The following is a 20,885-nucleotide window of genomic DNA, read 5'->3' on the forward strand; positions in this document are numbered from 1 at the left end:
GCCTTGTTCAAGGTTGTGAGGCATGGATAAACGTACATAAACTGTGATTTTTTTCACTTTATGCTCTTGACCTGAGCCGTCGCAGGAGCTGGGACTATTTGTTGTCCTGTTTGGCGTTATTTCGGGCTGTGGCGTTTACGTCCTCACGACAAAAAATAAGCATAGCTCAGTTGCTCAAAATTGAGGTATTTAACCTGACTTGTTCCGCCCGGCACTTAACCTCGCTGTCATAAAAACGACTTTTGTGACAAATAGACTAAACTTAAGGTAAGGACACAGGCTTGCGTGGCGACCAAGTCTTTGTTCAGTAGTAGTTTTCACTAAATAGGAACGCACTATGGGAAATGATGACCTCGACCGGAAAATGTATGTGTTAGATACCAACGTACTCCTTCACGAACCCCTCGCTTTCTTTTCATTTCAGGAACACGACGTAGTAATCCCCATGACAGTTCTGGAAGAACTGGACCATATAAAAGACAGAAAACGCGATGTCAGCAGCGATGCCAGGGTGGCCATTCGTAGTCTTGACGACGTGTTACGCAATGCATCACCTGAGCAAATGCTCGAAGGTGTTGCCTTGCCCAAAGTGCAGCGCGACACCCATAAACCCGCCAGCAGTGGCAAGCTCATTGTCATCAATGATCACTTGTACCCGGACAGCATCTCTGGATTACCTGGCAACGAAAACGACCACCGCATTATTAACTGCGCCATTCAGTTACAAAAGCAATACTCAGACAAAAAAGTGGTGCTGGTCACCAAAGACATCAACATGCGCCTGAAGGCCAAAGGTGCCGGTCTCAAGTTTGTCGAAGATTACCGCACCGATCAGTTGATCGACGACATTAACCTGCTGACCTCAGGGTATAACAAGTTTAGCGGCGACTTTTGGGCCAATGTAGGCGAGTGTCAGACCGAGCAACAGGGGCGTTATACCTTGCACCAGGTGCCCGCAAAACTGATGCCCGAAGTATTTGTTAATGAATACCTGATAGACGAGGGAGAGCACTTTGCTGCTCGTGTGACTGGGTATGACTCCGAGCATGTCACACTAAAAGACATCAGTGTAGAGCGTCTGATGCACCAGCAGGCCTGGGGTGTTTCTCCTAAGAATGTGTATCAGGGCATGGCACTTGATGCGCTGCTGGACCCCAACATTGAACTGGTGATCCTGACCGGTCCGGCGGGCTGCGGTAAAACCTTGCTGGCGCTGGCCAGTGCACTGGAGATGATCATCGAGAAGGGCGTGTATGACAAAGTGATTGTGACGCGAAATACGCCGGAAATTGCGGAGAGCATCGGCTTTTTACCGGGCACGGAAGAAGAAAAAATGGCCCCATGGCTGGCTGCGATCACAGACACCCTGGAGGTACTGCACAAACACGACGAGAGCCCCATTTCGAGTCGTAACTACATCATGGAAAAGGCCAACATTCAGTTTAAGTCTGTCAACTTTATGCGCGGGCGCAGTATTCAGAATGCGGTGGTGATCCTGGACGAAAGCCAGAATCTGACAGCCTCGCAGCTGAAAACCATTATTACCCGCTGTGGTGAAGGTACTAAACTTATTTGTACCGGCAACCTGGCCCAGATTGACAGTAACTACCTTACCCCGGTTACCTCAGGGCTGACCTATATTGTGGAGCGCTTTAAGGACTTTGAAGGCTCCGCCACCATTAACCTCAATGGCGTGGTCAGAAGCCGTTTGGCCTCTTTTGCCGAGCAAAACTTATAGCTAAACCAACAGATCAGCCATGGATATGGCTGATCTTTTACCCCTCGCTATCTTGCTGATCTTTGGCTCGTCATGGTGTCGGTTCAATACCCGTTTCGCTATGTTTAACCCCGTTTCTTCGGTGAGACATGAGTCATGTTTGTATACAAAATTAACAATGATTACTGCTAAGATAAGGTGCCGAATTAAACATTAAAAAGGGTATAAGGACTTACTATGGAAATAGCAAACTGGCTTGCGTTTTTATCTATTGCAGTGGTTGCGACGATAACGCCCGGCCCAGCTGTATTTTTAGTGGTTAGTCATTCTGTGACAGCTGGCTGGCGTCAGGCCTCTTATACCATTGTGGGCAATGTCACCGGATTATTTGTGATGAGTTTGTGCTCCGTGTTGGGGGTTAGCGCGATCATTGTGAGTTCTTCATTGTTATTTTCCGTGGTAAAAGTATTAGGTGCTGCGTATTTACTGTATTTGGGTCTCAGACTTTGGCGCAAAGGGCTTGCCTATCCCAATGCTAAAAACACACAAAAGAGCGAAAAGAGCTATTTTGGACAGGGAATTCTCATTTCTCTGACTAACCCTAAAGCCATCGTATTCACAACGGCTTTGTTTCCTCAATTTGTGATGGCAGATCAGCCGCTGGCACCTCAGTTTATGATTCTGGTGTCCACTTTGCTGATCTGCTCGTTTATATGTCTCAGTTGTTATGCGAAGTGGGGAGAGAAGGTAACGAATAAGCTATCAGATAAAGTGTTGTCAGCTATGTCCCGGTGTATTGGCCTTACCTTTATCGGCGCAGCTGCAGCCATGTGTTTATCTGTCCAGCGCAAAGGCTATTAGACGCTGATAAAACGGTTAGAGGCGCCCGGCAGGCACCATATCCACTTGAAAGATTAGTATGTGCTAGTTACTCTTGCTAAAACAAGGAACTAACATCGAGCCGCCGCGTGCCGGAATTTCTCCCTCTTAAGAACTACCGTAAGGCTATCAGCATTGCTTTGCTGGTGCCTATGCTGCTGGCGGTGGTGCTCTGTTTTCATCTATATCAGATCAAACTTGAACGTCAATATCAGGTGTATCAGGCCCAGTTTTTTGTACTAGCAGGGCAAGTAGAGCAAGAAACGCTGGCCGCGCAAACCGTCATAACCAGTATCCGCCATAGCCTGGCTGAGCCTATTCGCTACCAGCTGGATGAAAACTGGCAACAAAATATTCGTCAGCAGGCGGGGTACTTTTATCGGCAGCTTCCCGACAACGGAGGCGAAGTTGTCGGGCTGGGTAGGTTTGTTCCCACAGGCGCTCTTATTGAACAGTGGCAACAAGTAATGGCTTTGGGTCCAAGTTTTGATACTGCATTGGCACTGATTGATGAGCTCGAAGCCGTCGTATTTATTCAGGACAATGGCTTTGCTTTTGTGAAACGACGCGATACCAGCCAGAGCAACCTATTGACAGCCATAGTGGAGTCGCGTTTTACACCACAATTCAGTCAGGGAATTACAGCCACCAGTATGCCAACTCGAGTATTTGGCAAGCATTATTTTGCGCTAGGGCAGCGCCTGGCGAGTGGTTCTCTGTCACAGATACTGTTGATTTACGATGTGGATAAACTGGCTGGGCGATTACAACAGATGACATTTGGTGGAGGGGAGCTGGCGTTAAAGGGCACTCAGCCCGGTATAACGCTGGCTACCAGCAAAGGGTATAGGGAGTCCGAAACGGGACCTTCACACAATGATAAGCTACCTTGGGAAGGTGGTGTGCGATTTAGTTATCAGCCCCCAGCTCAGCCTTTTACACTGCGTTTTGTTCAAAGTGAAGCAAGCTTTTCTGCACCGGCTCGATATGAAGCATTACTTGAATTAGGTTTCCTGATCTTGTTCATTGTATCCACCTTTGCCGCATATGTATGGCTTAACGCTCAGGTCTTTATTCGTCCTCTTAAACATTTTGTAAAGTATCTGACCTACCAGGAAAATACCCCGGAAACGACAATGAATTATGCGGTCCCGAAAGACTGGCAGCCATGGTTTATTGAAATCAAACGGGTTGTTACACAAAAGCGCAATGCGTTACAGCAGTTGCAAAAAAATAATTCAAAGCTTGATGAACAGGTCCAGCAGCAGAAAAAAGCACTCTCGCGAAGCCTCGAAGCTAAGGAGCGCCAGGCAGCCTTACTGAAAACCGTACTAAATTCAGTGCCTGATCTGGTTTATTACAAGAACATCGATGGCTCTTTTATTGGTTGTAATGAGGCGTTTGAGCGGTTTATCGGAGCAGAGCAGGTTGACTTGGTTGCGCGCGAACATCAGGAAGTGACCGAACGACATCTGGCCTTGCTGGACCTGGAACTTGCAATGAATCGCCAGGGGCAAAGCCTGACGGATACTTTGGTACTTGAGGGCAGCAGCTATTTAATCACGGTTTCTCCTTTGTATAACGATCTGCGCAAGCGGATCGGCACCTTAGGGGTTGCCCGGGACATCAGTGAACAACAGCAGGCGCTGACCGCACTCAGGGCATCGGAGCAAAATTTTAAAGCCGCAATTGAATATGCGCCAAATGGTGTGATCTTGTTGTCTATTGACCGGCTGGTGTTAGAGCTCAATCGGACAGCGCGCAAATTATTCGATCGGGTAGATATTGGCAGCAGTCTGTACAGTGTGTTTGAAGATGCAGACGTTGAAGCGTTAAATGATGTACTGGATCACTGTCTACATGAGCGTCAAGGAGCCAGTGAACTGAGTCTGGCTCAGCAAGATCCAAAACGCTGGCTGCACCTGAGTGTCTCTTTAGTCTGGGACAAGCAGAAAAACCCAAAATACTTCGTAATCCACGTGCAAAATGTCACGGCGCTTATTCGTGCCCGACTTGATGCTGAACGGGCCAATCACGCCAAAAGCCGTTTTATTGCCAATATCAGTCATGAGATCCGTACACCGATTAATGCCATTCTGGGGCTGGTAAGTATCCTTAAGCCTGCATTGGATGCAGGGGAGGAGCAACAGAAGCTGGCGCAAATTGAAAGTGCTGCCCAGCAGCTATTGGCGATGCTAAACGACATCCTCAATTTTGCCCGGCTTGAAAGTGGGCAGGGAAAATCAAACAACCAGCCGTTTTGTATTGTTGAGCTTATCACCAATTTGAGTAGCTTAATTACGCCTTTGAGCAGTGCCAAGCAGCTGGAATTTGAGGTAGAGGTTGATCCTTTTATCTGGCCCAGGTTAATTGGCGATGAGGCACGTATAAAGCTCGTGCTGATGAACCTGCTGGGGAACGCAGTGAAGTTTACTGAGCATGGTCGGGTCGGGTTGACTATGTCTCTTCAGCAGGACAGCCATGGTCCGGCACAGGCTGTAAGGTTTTGTGTGTGGGATACGGGTCCGGGAATTAGTGAAGAAGATCAGGCGCGATTGTTCGATGCTTTTACTCAGGGTAATGAAAGTAGCTCACGCCCACATGAGGGGATTGGACTGGGGCTGGCGATAGTGAAGCAGGTTATTCAATTACTTGGAGGAGAAGTCACGCTTTCGAGCAAGCCACAGGTAGGCAGCCGGTTTGAGTTTATTTTACGGTTAGAGCGAGCGGCACTCGATGATGATGACAATCGTAAATCTTTGTTTCTTATGTTGGAGCAGCAGGCACCTCTGCCTTACCTTGCTCATCAGGGCATACACCAGGGAGGCGAAGCAGAACTGAAGACACACTATACATCTGGCGCAGTGACATATCTGGCCTGTGACAACGCAGAGCGTTTTCGCATGTTGAGTCAGACGGAGCTTGGACAGAATGTACACTGGCTGGTGCCTGATACCGATGCATTTACCAAGATACTTCCGGCAGAGTCTGATGTCATCAGGCTATCTGCGCCATTGTTTTACCAGAGCCTGAGTGTGTGTTCACTGGAAAGGTCGGTCACAGCGTTATCAGACACCGATACCTTAACGCCTTTGCTGTGCGTCGTGGTGGATGATAATCCGGTCAATCTGGATATTAGCAGAACTGTATTGGAGCAGCGTGGGGCAACTGTAATTGCGCTAAACAATGCGGAGAATATAGTGACCATTTGTCAGAAGCTGCGCCCGGATGTGGTATTGATGGATCTTTATATGCCGAATATTGACGGCTATGAAGCCAGCAGGCAACTACGACGGCAGTTCAACAGTCAGGTACTGCCTATTGTTGCACTGACTGCGAACGCGCATGAGCAGGAAAAACAGCAAGCGATAGCGACTGGACTCAATGGGTTTTTAGTGAAGCCGATCACACCCGCGGATCTGTGTGCGGCACTGCTGGAGTATGTACCGACGGGCGAGGTTGTGTTTGATTATCCGTTCGCACTGACACAAATGATGAATAAAGTGGCGCTGCTACGCACTATGCTAGAAAAGTTTGCTAAGCTTTGTGAAGAGTATATGACGAGTTTGCAGGGTGTTGAAAGTGCTACGGAACTGGTGAGCCTGGCACATACTATTAAAGGATCGGCTGCAGGTCTTGGTTTACGCCGTCTGGCAGATCTGGCGCGGCAATGCGAAGCGCTGGCAAAGCAAACGGATGAAGTAACTTTTGATCAATTATCTGAGCAGCTATGTGAGCAACTCTATACGGCTGTAGAACAAACTTTGTGTTTTATTTCGTTATGGCTAAAAGGATAAGAAAATGCACAAATCGGCCCATATTCTGGTGTTAGACCCGGATCCCCTTAATCGGGTGGTACTACAAAATACTCTGGAAGAAACTTACTTCGTAACGCTGAGTTCATCTCAGGAGCAGGCGCTGGGGTTACTGAAAACAAGCGGTATTGATCTGATCATCATGGACAATCAACAATTCAACGGCGCTACAGAACCCTTTCTGCAAGCCTTGAAAGCAAATACAGAAACCGCACAGTTACCTGTTATTGTGATTTCCGCCAGTGCCAGTTTTTTGGATGAAGCAGACAGCCTTCAGCAAGGCGCGGTCGATTACATTACCAAGCCGTTTAACCCTAACATTGTGAAAGCCAGGGTAAAAATCCACCTCAGTAACAAACAGCGAAACGATCAACTGTCTCAACAGGTTCTAATCGATAGTATGACGTCGCTGCCCAATCGCCGTGCACTGAATGAAACTTTAACAACTTACTGGCGACAGTGTGCGTCGGGCGTGCGGCCTTTGGCGGTGTTTGTGTTGGGGATCGATCATTTTGAGCGTTACAACCAGTTATTTGGTCATGCGAGTGGCGATGAATGCCTCTGTAAAATTGCCCAAGTGGTCTCCGGTTTGATAACCAATATGGATGGGTTTACGGCGCGACACGATGGCGGACGTTTTGTTGCGTTACTGCGTGATATCAGCGAGGTGGAAGCGCTTGAAGTGTCCGAAGCGATGCACAAAGCAGTGGCAGCGTTAGCCATCCGGCATCCTGCGTCACCAACTTGCGCACATGTGACGGTGAGCGTGGGGATTTGTTATACCAAAGCCGATTTTACCAGAGACCACAACGAGCCGTTAGATCAGGCTGCCATGGCGCTTAATGATGCGCGTGAACGCCAGCAAAAAGCGGTATTGAATGTGGTGTAACGGGTCCAGAGCAGCATACTCTGATCCCGTCAGGCTACAATCTACAGCCTATAGCAGGTGTGCCAGAGCTGTGTCACCAAAACCGACCAACTTATTATCTTTGAAAAGCAAAGGTGTGCACTCGTCTTTTGTAACAACGCCGTCGGAATGCTTGCTGTTGGTTGCAAAGTACAGTATCTGATAAACCGTATCGTCTTTAGACACCATGTCTGTAAATTCAGGAGTCCCCAGTTTGCTCAGAACACGCTGATATTCAGTGCCCATTTTGAGTTGACTGATTTTTTCACGGTTCTGCTTTTGTTCTTTTTTCCAACTACTGTGACCATTGTATTCGCCATCCGTGACTGCGACTACACAGCCTGTCAGTGCGGTTGAACTTAATAACGCAGTAGCAATTAGTAATTTTTTCATTGTGATATCCCAGGCTTAGCCGTTTTTATTTTCTTTGATTTGAATACAGCAAAGAGTTTGCCAGTTTTTAAGTTATTATAAATCAATATCTTATGGTTTTCGATAAGGAGGTGATAATTATGAAATGCTATATTTTGAATGAATTAACCAATAGTTGGTTAAAAGCACGAACTTATCACCATACACCCATACACAGACTGTCATCCCGCACTTGATGCAGGAGATACTTAAAGGCGACTCAGGAGTGATGCCAATGACACCCATTCCCGCATACGCCGGCCATCATCCCGCACTTGATTCGGGAACAGCTTAGAGGCGAATCAGGAGCAACACTATTACACCAGTCGGTTGTGCTCACGCCCCTGTAAAAAGCTATCAATATTCTTGGCAATACCCTGGATCAGGCGAGTGATAGACTCCTGACTGGCCCAGGCCGTGTGTGGGGTCAGTAACAAGTTATTACCCTGATACTGCACCAGCGGGTTATCCGCTGCCGCCGGTTCTACGCTGAGTACATCCACCCCGGCTCCGAGTAGCTGCTGGTTAGCCAGCGCATCCGCCAGTGCCTGTTCATTGACAATGCCACCGCGTGCCGTATTCAGCAAGATGGCATGCGCCGGAAGCAGCGCCAGTGTGTCGGCATCGAATAAGTCGCGGGTGGTGTCGGTCAAAGGGCAATGAATAGAGACAATATCGGCACTACGCAGCGCTTGGGTAAATTCAACGCGTTCGGCACGTACCGTCTCTTGCCCCGGGCGCTCTGCAATCACGACTTCGGCCCCAAAGGCGCTGGCGACTTTAGCAACCGCCTGGCCAAGGTTACCATAGCCGACTATCACAAAGCGTTTGCCCGACAAATCATGGATAGGGTAGTCCAGACGGCAGAACAGTTCGCTGCGTTGCCAGGCACCATTGGCACAATCCTGTGCGTAGCGATGAATATTACTCATTAAATTGCCAAGCAGGGTAAAAGTGTGCAAAACCACAGATGGCGTAGAATAGCCAGCCACATTAGTCACTGCGATATTGTGGGCACGCGCCGCCTCCAGGTCGATATTATTGGTGCCGGTTGCGGCTACACAGATCAATCTGAGATTGGGCAGCTGGCTCAGTGTATCGGCATTGAGCACCACCTTGTTGGTCACCACCACCTCTGCGCTCTGTATACGTGACATCAGCTGTTCAGCTGAGGTGGTATCGTACTCTGTGACTGTGCCAAATTTTCTTAGCGGGTTCAGGTTAACACCCGCCAGCGTGGCGGCATCTAAAACAACAATATTCATGGTGAGCAAACATTCCTTACTAACAGATGGCGCCGAGTGTATCATTTTTATTGCCAAAGTTTATCTTTGTGCTTGACCTTGAACTCAACTCTAAGGTTTATACTGTGATCAGATTCACAAAGGACGGCAAAACTGACTATGTACAAGATTGGCCATATTGCAAAACAATTGAATGTGTCTACCGACACACTGCGTTATTATGAGCGTCAGGGTCTGTTGCAGGCCAGTGTTCGCAGCCCGGCAGGTTACCGGTTATATGACGATAGCGCGCTTGAGCAGATGCGTTTTATTGTGCGGGCAAAGGCGGTGGGCTTCAGTCTTAAAGATATTCAGGAACTGCTGACCATTAAAATTGATAAACACAATCACAGCTGTGAAGAAGTGAAATCACTGACGTTACAGAAGCTGACACAAACCCGGCAAAGAATTGAAGAGTTACTGAAATTCGAGCGCTCACTGAGCGTGCTGGCCGAACGGTGTTGTGGCGGCGAAGAAAGTGCTGATGATTGTTCCATTTTGACCGCGTTGGAGGATGTAGATGGCTCTGCTTGATAATTTTTGGCAACTCTTTTTGGTTTCAGCGCCCTGGCTGATGCTGGGCCTGTTACTTGCGGGGTTGCTTAACGTATTTATACCCAAAGATTTTTTACAAAAGCACCTGGGTAAAGAGGGGCTCTGGACGACCATTAAAGCGGCGCTGATAGGTGCGCCTATGCCGTTGTGTTCTTGTGGTGTAATCCCGGCCGCCATCGGGTTGCGTCGTGCCGGTGGGTCCAAAAGTGCCACTACGGCCTTTTTGGTATCCACACCTGAAACGGGGGTCGACTCTATCTCGGTTTCTTACGCACTGCTTGGACCCTTTATGGCCGTGATCCGGCCCATTGCCGCGGTTGCCAGTGCGATCACCGCCGGTGTGCTGGTTGGTAAAGACGAAAGCAACACACAGCCCATCAGGTCAGATGCGTCAGACAGTGGGTGCTGTGGCAGTAAAGTTAAAAAAGTAGCAGCGGAAAAAAGCAGTTGTTGTGCCACTGAGCCTAAACCGGCGCCGCAAAGCAGCTGTTGCGATAGTCAACCTGTGCAAAAGCCCACTGAAAAGGTCTCGTCTTGTTGTGCATCCAAACAGGCAAAGCCCGGGCTGTGGCAAAAGTTAATGTCTGCCGTACAATTTAGCTGTAACAAATTATTAGCCGATACTATGCAATGGCTACTGATTGGTCTATTCTTTGCGGCCTTAGTACAAACCTATGTTCCCGAAGCCTTTTTGGCTCAGTGGGGTAATGGCATTCTGGCCATGATAGTGGTTATTCTGGTCAGCATTCCAATGTACATTTGTGCCACAGCCTCAACGCCCATTGCGGCCGGCTTATTGTTGGCGGGTGTCTCTCCTGGTGCCGTGCTGGTCTTTATGCTGGCAGGTCCTGCCACCAACGTTGCCACCATAGGCGTGGTCGCTAAAGAGCTGGGCCGTCGCGCCGTATTTGCTTATCTGGGCGCGGTCATTGGTGTGGCAATTGTATTCGGGTTTTTAACCGACTGGCTGGTGGCTCAGTTTGGCTTTACGGTGGCGCCTATGATGGGGCACGACCATGAAGTGTTGCCTTACTGGCTGACGCTGGGGTCAGGCGTGGTACTGGCCCTGCTGATGGTAAGGTTGATGTTGTTGGGTATTAAACAACGCTTTGCACCAACTCAGGCTTCGGCTTAACCTCAGGTGCCCGCACGATGAAACAAGTAGTGCAGGCACTTCTGGTCAGACTTGATATTCTTAGCTTCCCATTTGGTGGCACGATAGAATAAGACGTTTTGATGACAACCACCAATAATAAAAGAGTAGTTTAGTGGATAAATACGCAGATATCAGACCTTACAATGACGATGAAGTCCCCGCAGCTTTGCAGCGTTTACTGGATGATGATCAGTTTATTGATGTGATTGCGGAGCATAACCTGCCGAAATGGCTGGCAGGATGGGACCTGATATCCCGGCCACTGGTGCGCAGCCGGTTGAAGAAAAAGTGGCAGTCAGTCACCAACGTTGAAGCGGTTCAGAATGAAGTAGCCGGTTATCTGTCTATGTTGATTGAACGTACCACCAGCAAAGTCACCTATTCTGGCCTGGACAAGCTCGACAAGCAGGGTGCCTATCTGTTTATCTCCAACCACAGAGACATAGTGCTGGACCCGGCACTGGTCAATTGGGGTTTGCACCAGCAAAAAATGCAAACTGTGCGCATCGCCATAGGCGATAACCTGCTTCAGGTGCCTTATATCACAGAGCTGATGCGTCTGAACAAGAGCTTTATAGTTAAGCGCTCAGCCAAGGCGCCAAAAGAAATGCTCCGAGCCTTATCTCAGCTGTCAGCGTATATTTATGATTCGCTGGATGAGGGCAATTCAATCTGGATTGCACAAAAAGAAGGCCGTGCCAAAGATGGCGTCGACTTTACCGATCCGGCATTGCTGAAAATGTTGCAGTTGAATGGGCGTAAGCTAAAACTGCCATTTGCGGAATATGTGCGCCAGCTCAAGATTGTCCCTGTGTCGATTTCTTATCAGTATGAGCCCTGCGCCGTGTCAAAAGCCCGCGAGCTTTACCATAAACAGCAGTTCGGTGAATATGTGAAAGCCGAAGGTGAAGACATCAGCAGCATCATCGAAGGGTTCAGCAGCGATAAGGGCCATGTACATGTGGCGTTTGGCTCCCCCATAGACGAAGAGTTTGAAACGCCAGAGCAGCTGGCCGAAATCATCGATCAGCAGATCGTCAGCAACTATTATCTGCATTCGAGCAATTACCTGGCCGCCGGCGATGAAAGTCAGAGCAGTGAGCTGGAGAAAAACCGTTTTATGGAAGCGCTGGAGCAAGTACCTGAAGAGTTACGCCAGCTGGTGCTATCCATCTACGCGCAGCCCGCCAAACGCAAGTTGTCTCAGTAATGATACCAATTTCACCTAATACCTGTTCAATTTGACGGAGCAAATATGACGCTAACGGCGTTAAAAATTTCTTATTTAGAATAACTAAATAGCAAAATTTTTGCCTTGTTATCGAACATATTTTCTCGCATCGAAATAGAACACTTAATTAAGCAAATTGGTATAATCTAAAGCGCCTTTCGGGGCGTTTTTTTATGCCTGGCTGTTTTAAAATTTGATTGATGGTGCAAGGAGTGGGGGTGCTTTTGCAGCAAAAGGAAAAGGTGTCCCCGGCAACGCGGATGCAGATGTCAGTCCTTGAACCCTAAGGTTCAAGGCGGAAAGCAACAGCCTACCGTAGGCTTCTCGGTACCTGCCGAGCCTGCGCAATAGTAAGCAAACTGCGTTCCTAAGAAAAAGTTATCGGCTCAGGGACATCATCCACTGTCCAACGTGCTAGGGAACGATTTCAGTATATAAGACCAAACCGCATCTAGAAACCTTTATCGGCAAATATCCGTAAAAAGTCGTCCGACTGGCGGTGATTTATGCACTTTTTGTATGGCTTCTGAACAACCCCAAAAAGTGTGTAGATTATTTATACTCAAACCGACAAGTCATTGCTGTTGCTATACTTCGGGTGGTAGCATTAACTAAGCAGAACAAAGCAAACGAGAACATTATCCATGAGTGAATTAAGAGATTATCAGCAAGCGCAGCTACTGCTGGAACAACACGATATCTACATTGCCCCGGCGGAGGTGCACGGTACCATCAGCGGTTTACTGGCATGTGGTCTGAATATCGAAGAGCAGGAGTACCTGGGGCTGCTGAGCGATGTCTTTAACGATGGTCAGAAGTTTGCGGCGCCACTGAAAGAATTTTTTGCCGAGCTATATAAACTGGTCGTTGCGCATTTTAATGATCCAGAGCATCTGTTTGAACTGTATTTACCCATGGAAGAAAGCCTGAGCGATCAGGCCAATGCCTTGGTGGCCTGGGTGTCTGGGTTTTTACTGGGCTTTGGCCTGAAGCAAAAAGACTATGGTAAGTTTTCGGCCGACGTAAAGGAAGTGATTGGTGACTTTAGCGAAATCACTAAACTAGATACCCATTTCGACGAAAGTGAAGAAGACAAACAGGCACTGCATGAGGTGATTGAATACATCCGTGTGTCGGCCCTGTTATGTTTTGCTGAGCTAGGCAAAGACGCCGCTTCACCGACCTCTAAAACAGTGCATTAATTATGATGATAGCCAACCAGGAATTTGTAGCGCGCCGCACCGAGCTGCTGGCGCAAATGGATAACAATGCGGTGGCGGTGATTCCTGCTGCCGTTGAATTGACCCGCAGCCGTGATACTGAGTATCCGTTTCGCCAGGACAGTGACTTTTTCTACCTGACCGGGTTTAAAGAGCCCGATGCGGTACTGGTGCTTTGTAAACACAAAGACGGCACCACACAGCAAACGCTGTTTTGTCGTAATAAAGACAAGCTGGCCGAGATCTGGCACGGCCGCCGTATGGGCCATGACAAAGCCAAAACCGCCTTAGAGCTGGACCAAACCTTTCCTCTGAGTGAACTGGATGAGGAATTGCTAAACCTGGTCAATGGCCGTAAGGCACTTTACTACGGTCAGGGCACATACACCGCGTTTGACGATAAAGTTTGGGCCCTACTGGGCACTTTGCGTGGCGCGCCGAAAAAAGGCTACCGGGCACCAGAAATCATCAAAGATGTGCGCCCGTTACTACACGAGATGCGTCTGTTCAAGTCAGACGCTGAAATTGCGGTGATGCGCAAAGCAGGTGAGATCAGTGCGGATGCCCACAAACGTGCCATGCAGTTTGCCAAGCCGGGTGCCACCGAATTCCAGCTGGAAGCCGAAATTCACCACCATTACGCCATGAATGGCGCCCGTCATCCGGCCTATGGCACCATAGTGGGCTCGGGTAATAACGCCAATATTTTGCACTATACCGACAATTGTGACGTATTAACCGATGGCGATTTGATCCTGATCGACTCAGGCTGTGAATTGGAAGGGTATGCTGCCGACATTACGCGTACTTTCCCGGTAAATGGTCGCTTTAGCGCGCCGCAAAAAGCCGTGTATGAGCTGGTACTGGCCTCTCAACAAGCCGCCTTTGAACAGGTTAAACCAGGCGGCACTTTGGTCAAAGCCAATGAAGCCGCAATGCGGGTGATGACTGAAGGGCTGATTGAGCTGGGTATTCTGGCCGGCGAAGTCGACGAGTTACTCGACAAGCAAGCCTGTAAAGCCTTTTATATGCATGGCCTGGGCCACTGGCTGGGGCTGGATGTGCACGATGTGGGCGAATACAAACTGGATGAAGCCGACAGACCCTTTGAGCCGGGCATGGTGCTGACCATAGAGCCGGGCTTGTACTTTGACGAAGATGCCGAAGTACCTGAACAATTTAAGGGCATTGGCGTGCGCATTGAAGATGACTTGCTGATCACCGCGGATGGCTTTGAAAACCTCACCGCTGGGGTGCCAAAAACCATTGCTGAGATTGAAGCCTTAATGCGCTCAGGCGAATAAATACAAGCAGGAGCAACACTTGCAACACTTTGATGTGTTAATCGTGGGGGGGGGCATGGCCGGTGCCACCGCTGCCGTCACGATCAAAAAACAGCTTCCCGACAGCCGCATCGCGGTGATTGAAGCCTTTGAGCCCAAAACAGCTCATCACCCCAGTTTTGACGACCGCAGTCTGGCACTGGCTGAGCAGTCGGTCTCTTACTTGCGTACACTCGGGTTGTTTGACCCGCACTGGGATTTTGCAGAGCCAATCACTCAGGTGCATGTTTCAGACCGCGGCCACTTTGGCAAAACCACCATCACCTGTGATGAGTTCGCGGTTGAGGCGCTGGGTTATGTGGTTGAAGTGAATCCTTACGGCGCGTATTTGCATCAGCAACTGAGCAAGCTGGATATTGCGCTGTATTGCCCGGCCAAAATTACCCGTTTGCATCAGCAGCAAACACAGGTCGATGTAGAGCTCGACAGCGGCGAAACCCTGTCGGGTAAACTGCTAGTGGTGGCTGACGGCGCGCAATCGCCGACTCGCAGCAAGCTGAATATTGGCTTTGACAGTGTGGCTTATGAACAGGGCGCCCTGATAGCCAATGTGCAGATAAGCGATAAGCATCAGGGGCAGGCGTTCGAGCGTTTTACCGAGCATGGTCCGATGGCCCTGCTGCCAATGAGCAACAACCGCTACTCTCTGGTGTGGTGTATGCCGCAGCAGGACCTTGATATGTTGCGAGAAAGCGATGAGGCGGAATTTCTGGCGCGTTTGCAAAGCGCGTTTGGCTATCGCGCCGGGATGTTTGAACGGGTTGGCAGGCGCACCAGTTATCCGCTGGTGTTAGGCCGCGTTGAGCAGCTGGTGCATCATCGCTGTGTGCTCATTGGCAATGCCGCGCATGCCATTCACCCTATTGCAGGTCAGGGCTTTAACCTGGGATTGCGCGACATTCAGGCGCTGGTTGCGCAGCTGCAACAGACAGACCGCGAGCAGTGGGGCAGTCATGCGTTCACACAGAGCTACAAAACCGCGCGCGAGTCAGACATAAACCGTGTCATGACGCTGACCGATTCTCTGGTCAGACTGTTTTCCAATGATTCCCGTATGCTGGCATTGGGGCGCAGTTGTGGCCTGCTGTCGATGAGCCTGTTCTCACAACTGAAAGCGCCATTGGCGCGACAACTCATGGGACGAACCCTGTAAGGAATAATCATGCAGCAAGTACAAGTGTGCATAGTCGGTGGTGGGTGTGTTGGTCTGGCTTTAGCGCTGGGCCTGGCAAAGAACAATATCTCGGTGATGGTGCTGGATGCCGGTCCTGAACCTCAAGCACTGAGCGAGGCCTATGGCGCGCGGGTCAGTGCCATCAGTTTGGCCAGCCAGAGCCTGTTTGAGTCGTTAGGCGTGTGGGATGCCATTAAGGCGCAGCGAGCCACGGCCTATCGTAAAATGTCGGTGTGCGACGCCGATAGCTTTGGCAGTATTCAGTTTAACGCACAGCAGCTGGCCTTGCCTGAACTGGGCCATATTATCGAAAACGACGCTATCCGTTTTGCCCTGTATCAGGCTTTACAACAGCACAGCCAGGCGAGTTTACTGTTTGGTAGTCGTTACCAGTCTATCCACCAGAGCGACAGCGATGTGCTGATCACCCTGGAGCAGGGCACGCCGGTGATGGCCAAATTACTGGTTGCCGCAGACGGTGCAAACTCAGGGGTACGCAGTCAGTTTAATCTGCCGATCAGCTTCTGGGATTACGATCACCACGCCATTGTCGCCACCATCAAAACCGAGCAACCGCACGATGCCACAGCGCGTCAGGTGTTTTTGCCGGATGGTCCGCTGGCATTGCTGCCTTTGTCTGACCCCCACACCCAATCTATCGTCTGGTCCACCGCACCTGAGCATGCCAGCGAGCTGATGGCCATGGACGAGCAAAGCTTCAATAAAGCCTTAAGCGCGGCCAGCGACCTGCAATGCGGTCTGTGTACTGTGCAGGGCGAGCGAGCGGTGTTCCCGCTTACCATGCGCTACGCACAGCAGTGGCTGACCGGCAAAGTGGTGTTAATGGGCGATGCCGCACACACCATCCACCCGCTTGCCGGACTGGGCATGAATTTGGGCCTAAAAGATGCTGCACATCTGATCAGCGCACTTAGCGAAGACAGTGAGGAGTTTGCCGCTCACCGTACACTGCGTGAGTACGAGCGCAGCCGCAAACTCGATGCACAAAAACACATTGCCATGATGCAGGGATTAAAAGAGCTGTTCAGCGGCAGTCACCCGCTGAAAAAATTAGTCCGTGGTGTGGGTCTGAATGTGGTAGACAACCTCGGCCCCATTAAAGACTTATTTGTACAGCAGGCCATCGGCGAATAGTGGTGGCGTAAGGGCTGCTTTGTGCCAAACAAGCAGCCGGCTTACACCTGCAGGGTAAGCATCAGGCGAGCAAGTCCAGTATGTTTTATCGTGTATTTATTCACCGTTATCCAGCACCCACCTCCAGTAATCCGGCATACACCTCCAGTCATCCAGCATACACTCCAGTCATCCCGCACTTGATGCGGGAACTACCAACAGGCGACTGGAGTTGGCATCAAACAGTCATCCCGCACTTGATGCGGGATTTACCAACAGGCGACCTGGTGACTAAAAATACGCTTACGCTGAATTCAAATAGTTCCCGGCTCGGGGGCCGGGATGACGGCGTGTAGGAATGTCGATTAGGAGTGATAATAGAGGGGGCAGGCGACTCAATACTGCCTGTAAGCACCAACTCTCGCACCTAAACCCTAGTCATCCCGCACTCGATGCGGGATCTACTAACAGGCGACTCAGGAGTGACACCAACAACACCCATCCCTGTCATCCCGCAGGTCTCAAAAGCAACGTCTACCCCAAGCGCAGTGCAATAAACTCGGCCAGCTTATTCACCGCGTGGGCAGATTCCTGAGTGTTTTTAACCAGGCTGATCCCAATCTGGCCCAGTTCGGGCAAAAAGGGCGTTTGTGCCTGGTAACTGAGCGTAGCCGGCACGGTGCTTTTGGCCAGTACTGTAATGCCCAGGCCTTCTTTAAGCGCGGCCGTCAGCCCCGTTAAATCGGCGTTACTATACACAATACGGTATTGCAGCCCGGCTTGTTGCAGAGCCTCGATGGCACGGCGACGATAAATACAGCCCTCCGGCGCGGTGACCAGAGTAACAATCTGCTGTTGTGCCAAAGACAGGTCGCCCACCCATACCAGCTGGTCCTGCATAAACACCGGATAGTTAGACGAATTCAAATCTTCGTTCAGTGCCAGCACCAAATCGAACTGATCCTGCCGAGAAACCGACAACAGATGTTTACTGAGCCGGGATTTCACTTCCAGCGCCACGTCTGGATACAAAGATACAAAGTCGCCGATGATGGCGGGCAATATGCGTGCGGCAAACTCACTGGGAATGCCCAAACGCACCCGGCCGGTGACGCTCTCTGAGGTAAATTGCTGAATGATCCCATCGTTGAATTGCAGCATTTGCTTGGCCTGAGGCAGCAAAAGCTCGCCATACTGGTTAAGCACCTGTCGCTGGCCCTGCTTTTTAAACAGTTTACAGCCCAGCTGCTCTTCAAGGCGTTTTATCTGCAAGCTCACTGCTGGCTGAGACAGGCCCAGCAGCTCGCCGGCCTTGGCAAAACCACCTACTTCAACCACAGTTACCAGGGTGCGCAGGCCATCAATCGATAAGTTTTTCATATTAATAAAATCAATTTATAAAACCTAAATACATTAATATTATTTATCAAACGATAAATAAATACAATTTGTTGTTGCGCAGACGGATCCCTATACTTTTCTCCATCTTAATTTCATCAGGATAGTCGCATGATGAGCACGCCAATCATCTTCGCTAAGCACCGTCAGGGTACGGTGGCGGCGGAAAATCGGATTTTTTCGCCACAGGATCTGGTTGTACTGGATTTCAGCGGATTTGAAACCACACCTTTTCTGAATCAGGAGCTGGGGCTGAACCTCAAAAAACTGATGGCACCCGGCCTGGGTGTGCAAGGTCAGCTGGCAGGCGGCCAGTCATTTGCTGTGTATTACTTTAGCGAAACAGCCTACCGTTTCGTGCTGAGCGAAGACGCTGCTCAAGCGCTCTCAGCACTGGTAAGCAAACATGACAGCGACTACGACATTGAACTGGTACGTCGCAGCGACTTAGCCATTACGCAACTGAGCGGTCAGGCTGCGCTTGAGACGGTACTTAGCAGCTTTTCACTGACACCGGGTCTGCAAATTTCAGACTTGCAGGCGTGCTATGGTAAACAAAGCGGCGAGGTGTTCGTCACCACGTTAGTCCAGCAGGACCAGCAGCAGTATCAGCTGATCGCACAACAAGACACACTGAGCCTGTGGCAGGCCCGACTGGCTGAGCAGGGTTTTGCTCACTCAGACGAACACGTCCCAAATTAACCCCACTCACCGGTGTTGCACCGGTGAACACGCATCCGGAAATGACCGGGTGGGTGATGACAATAAAGTGAAGGAAGAGTATGACTTCTAAAACAGTACTGCATGCCAAGCACCTAGAAGCTGGCGCGAAAATGGTCGATTTCCACGGTTGGGAAATGCCAATCAACTATGGCTCGCAAATCGAAGAGCACAACGCCGTGCGTGAAGACGCAGGTATGTTCGACGTGTCTCACATGACCATAGTCGATGTAAAAGGTGCGGATGCTCAGGCATTCTTGCGCAAACTGGTTGCCAATGATGTGGCAAAACTGAAAGTAGCAGGTAAAGCGCTTTACACTGGCATGCTGAACGAGCAGGGCGGTGTGATTGATGATTTGATCATCTACTTCTTCACAGAAACTGAGTATCGTCTGGTTGTAAACTCTGCAACGCGCGAAAAAGACTTAGCACACATGAACGCGGTTGCAGCCGACTTTGATGTGGTCATCACAGAGCGTCCTGAGTACGCGATGATTGCGGTACAGGGTCCAAATGCCAAAGCCAAAACAGCCACTATCCTGAGCGATGCACAAAACGCCGCAGTAGAAGGCATGAAGCCGTTCTTTGGCGTGCAAGCTGAAGAGCTGTTCATTGCAACCACGGGCTACACAGGGGAAGACGGCTATGAAATCGTTGTGCACAACGATGACGCAGCGCAACTGTGGCAAAAATTATTAGACGCGGGCGTCCGTCCGGCTGGCCTAGGTGCACGTGATACGCTACGTTTAGAAGCGGGCATGAACCTTTACGGCTCAGATATGGATGAAAGCGTTTCTCCACTGGCTGCTAACATGGCGTGGACCATTGCGTGGGAGCCGGCAGAGCGTGACTTTATCGGTCGTAAAGTGATTGAGCAGCAACGTGCTGACAAGAGCACTGACAAGCTGGTTGGCCTGGTACTTGAGAGCAAAGGCGTGCTGCGCGGTGGCTCTAAAGTTATCGTAGAAGGTGGCGAAGGTGTTATCACTTCTGGTACATTCTCGCCGACGTTAGGCTTTAGCGTAGCTTTGGCCCGTGTACCTCGCTCTACGGGTGACACAGCTCAGGTTGAAATGCGCAAAAAGCTGGTAGACGTTAAAGTGGTTAAACCTTGCTTTGTACGCAATGGTAAGTCGGTTCTGTAACGCACAGAGCACAATAGAATAACGGGCGATGGCCCACATAAATCGACCAAAGGAACAAAAAAATGAGCAACATTCCTAGCGAGTTAAAGTACGCAACGTCTCACGAGTGGGTTCGCGCTGAAGGCGACGGCACTTACACTGTCGGCATCACTGAGCATGCGCAGGAACTTTTGGGTGACATGGTATTCGTTGACCTGCCTGACGTAGGTGACGAAGTTGACGCTGGTGAAGACTGCGCGGTTGCTGAGTCTGTAAAAGCCGCTTCTGACATCTACGCACCAATCGGTGGCGAGATCGTGGCTATCAACGAAGAGCTTGAAGACTCTCCGGAATCAGTCAACAACGACCCTTACGGTGACGGCTGGTTGTTCCGTGTTAAAGCGTCTGACGAAAGCGAACTTGAAAACCTGCTTGACGCAGAAGGCTACGAAGCCAACATCGACGAAGACTAATTCGTTGTAGATATCACAAAAGCCCCCTGCGTGGGGCTTTTATAGTTGCGCCCGGTATAATACCAATTTCACTTAATACCTGTTCAATTTGACGGAGCAAATATGACGCTAACTGTGTTAAAAATTTCTCATTTAGAACAACTAAATAGCAAAATTTTTGCCTGGTTATCGAACATATTTTCTCGCCTCAAAATAGAACACTTAATTAAGCAAATTGGTATAAGGCGTGGCAACACTGTTAAACTCTGTGACTGTTACCAAGGTATTTTCGTCGCACTGCGCATTAAGGTGCAGGTCGTCGAGCAACAGTGACACCCCCATTTTTACTTGGATCATAGGAATCTG

Annotated in this window: 18 protein-coding genes and 1 other RNA gene; 14 read left to right on the forward strand and 5 right to left on the reverse strand. The window is 49.8% G+C overall.

Going from position 1 to position 20,885, the window contains the following annotated elements; all coding sequences use genetic code 11:
• Positions 1-337 precede the first annotated feature (337 nt).
• From CWB98_RS12150 to CWB98_RS12165, 4 genes are all read left to right on the forward strand, one after another.
• Positions 338-1,738 carry a PhoH family protein gene (locus CWB98_RS12150; RefSeq protein WP_138545123.1) on the forward strand — a complete coding sequence of 467 codons (1,401 nt, stop codon included), beginning with the start codon at positions 338-340 and terminating at the stop codon, positions 1,736-1,738.
• A 216-nt stretch (positions 1,739-1,954) separates the two neighbouring features.
• Positions 1,955-2,578, forward strand: a complete 624-nt coding sequence (locus CWB98_RS12155) for a LysE family translocator (RefSeq protein ID WP_138545124.1) — start codon at positions 1,955-1,957, stop codon at positions 2,576-2,578.
• Between the two features lie 107 nt (positions 2,579-2,685).
• Positions 2,686-6,393, forward strand: a complete 3,708-nt coding sequence (locus tag CWB98_RS12160) for a PAS domain-containing hybrid sensor histidine kinase/response regulator (RefSeq protein ID WP_138545125.1) — start codon at positions 2,686-2,688, stop codon at positions 6,391-6,393.
• Positions 6,394-6,397: 4 nt separating this feature from the next.
• Complete coding sequence (locus tag CWB98_RS12165) at positions 6,398-7,300, forward strand: GGDEF domain-containing response regulator (RefSeq protein WP_138545126.1); 903 nt, start codon at positions 6,398-6,400, stop codon at positions 7,298-7,300.
• Between the two features lie 48 nt (positions 7,301-7,348).
• Here the strand turns inward: CWB98_RS12165 and CWB98_RS12170 are convergent, their stop codons facing one another.
• Both CWB98_RS12170 and CWB98_RS12175 read right to left on the reverse strand, forming a co-directional pair.
• Positions 7,349-7,711: a DUF3192 domain-containing protein gene (locus CWB98_RS12170; protein WP_138545127.1), complete on the reverse strand. Its 363-nt coding sequence runs from the start codon at positions 7,709-7,711 to the stop codon at positions 7,349-7,351.
• A 335-nt stretch (positions 7,712-8,046) separates the two neighbouring features.
• Positions 8,047-8,994, reverse strand: a complete 948-nt coding sequence (locus CWB98_RS12175) for a D-2-hydroxyacid dehydrogenase (RefSeq protein ID WP_138545128.1) — start codon at positions 8,992-8,994, stop codon at positions 8,047-8,049.
• Positions 8,995-9,132: 138 nt separating this feature from the next.
• Here CWB98_RS12175 and zntR point away from each other — a divergent pair, with 138 nt between their 5' ends.
• The 3 genes from zntR to CWB98_RS12190 all read left to right on the forward strand — a co-directional run bounded on the left by zntR (position 9,133) and on the right by CWB98_RS12190 (position 11,933).
• Complete coding sequence (zntR, locus tag CWB98_RS12180; RefSeq protein WP_054016471.1) at positions 9,133-9,546, forward strand: Zn(2+)-responsive transcriptional regulator; 414 nt, start codon at positions 9,133-9,135, stop codon at positions 9,544-9,546.
• Positions 9,533-10,702, forward strand: a complete 1,170-nt coding sequence (locus CWB98_RS12185; RefSeq protein WP_138545129.1) for an SO_0444 family Cu/Zn efflux transporter — start codon at positions 9,533-9,535, stop codon at positions 10,700-10,702. The genes zntR and CWB98_RS12185 overlap by 14 nt, the downstream gene beginning before the upstream one ends.
• A 133-nt stretch (positions 10,703-10,835) precedes the next feature.
• Entirely contained in the window at positions 10,836-11,933 is a 1,098-nt protein-coding gene (locus tag CWB98_RS12190; protein ID WP_130244322.1) for a lysophospholipid acyltransferase family protein, read from the forward strand.
• Positions 11,934-12,195: 262 nt separating this feature from the next.
• Here CWB98_RS12190 and ssrS read toward each other — a convergent pair.
• Positions 12,196-12,378, reverse strand: a non-coding RNA gene (ssrS, locus tag CWB98_RS12195) — 6S RNA.
• Between the two features lie 220 nt (positions 12,379-12,598).
• On the opposite strand from ssrS, the gene CWB98_RS12200 reads away from it, so the two are divergent.
• Genes CWB98_RS12200 through CWB98_RS12215 form a run of 4 tightly spaced genes read left to right on the forward strand, consistent with a single transcriptional unit; the run spans position 12,599 to position 16,846 of the window.
• Positions 12,599-13,156 carry a UPF0149 family protein gene (locus tag CWB98_RS12200; RefSeq protein WP_046005547.1) on the forward strand — a complete coding sequence of 186 codons (558 nt, stop codon included), beginning with the start codon at positions 12,599-12,601 and terminating at the stop codon, positions 13,154-13,156.
• A 5-nt stretch (positions 13,157-13,161) separates the two neighbouring features.
• A complete protein-coding gene (gene pepP / locus CWB98_RS12205; RefSeq protein ID WP_138545145.1) occupies positions 13,162-14,478 on the forward strand; it encodes a Xaa-Pro aminopeptidase in 1,317 nt (438 codons plus the stop codon).
• Between the two features lie 19 nt (positions 14,479-14,497).
• Positions 14,498-15,670, forward strand: a complete 1,173-nt coding sequence (ubiH, locus tag CWB98_RS12210) for a 2-octaprenyl-6-methoxyphenyl hydroxylase (protein ID WP_138545130.1) — start codon at positions 14,498-14,500, stop codon at positions 15,668-15,670.
• A gap of 9 nt (positions 15,671-15,679) precedes the next feature.
• Positions 15,680-16,846 carry an FAD-dependent oxidoreductase gene (locus CWB98_RS12215; protein WP_138545131.1) on the forward strand — a complete coding sequence of 389 codons (1,167 nt, stop codon included), beginning with the start codon at positions 15,680-15,682 and terminating at the stop codon, positions 16,844-16,846.
• A 513-nt stretch (positions 16,847-17,359) separates the two neighbouring features.
• Here CWB98_RS12215 and CWB98_RS12220 read toward each other — a convergent pair.
• Positions 17,360-18,205: a LysR family transcriptional regulator gene (locus tag CWB98_RS12220; RefSeq protein ID WP_010385250.1), complete on the reverse strand. Its 846-nt coding sequence runs from the start codon at positions 18,203-18,205 to the stop codon at positions 17,360-17,362.
• A gap of 129 nt (positions 18,206-18,334) precedes the next feature.
• Between CWB98_RS12220 and CWB98_RS12225 the strand changes: the two genes are divergently transcribed.
• The 3 genes from CWB98_RS12225 to gcvH all read left to right on the forward strand — a co-directional run bounded on the left by CWB98_RS12225 (position 18,335) and on the right by gcvH (position 20,540).
• A complete protein-coding gene (locus CWB98_RS12225; protein WP_138545132.1) occupies positions 18,335-18,925 on the forward strand; it encodes a hypothetical protein in 591 nt (196 codons plus the stop codon).
• An 80-nt stretch (positions 18,926-19,005) separates the two neighbouring features.
• On the forward strand, positions 19,006-20,088 hold the full coding sequence (gene gcvT / locus CWB98_RS12230) for a glycine cleavage system aminomethyltransferase GcvT (protein ID WP_138545133.1): 1,083 nt from the start codon (positions 19,006-19,008) through the stop codon (positions 20,086-20,088).
• 62 nt (positions 20,089-20,150) lie between these two features.
• The gene (gcvH, locus tag CWB98_RS12235) at positions 20,151-20,540 is read left to right on the forward strand and encodes a glycine cleavage system protein GcvH (protein ID WP_054016478.1); all 390 of its coding nucleotides are present in this window, start codon (positions 20,151-20,153) and stop codon (positions 20,538-20,540) included.
• 201 nt (positions 20,541-20,741) lie between these two features.
• Here the strand turns inward: gcvH and CWB98_RS24595 are convergent, their stop codons facing one another.
• Complete coding sequence (locus tag CWB98_RS24595; RefSeq protein ID WP_283241204.1) at positions 20,742-20,876, reverse strand: hypothetical protein; 135 nt, start codon at positions 20,874-20,876, stop codon at positions 20,742-20,744.
• Between the last annotated feature and the right edge of the window lie 9 nt (positions 20,877-20,885).

Source organism: Pseudoalteromonas rubra (genome assembly GCF_005887115.1).
Classification (GTDB): Bacteria; Pseudomonadota; Gammaproteobacteria; order Enterobacterales; family Alteromonadaceae; genus Pseudoalteromonas; species Pseudoalteromonas rubra_F.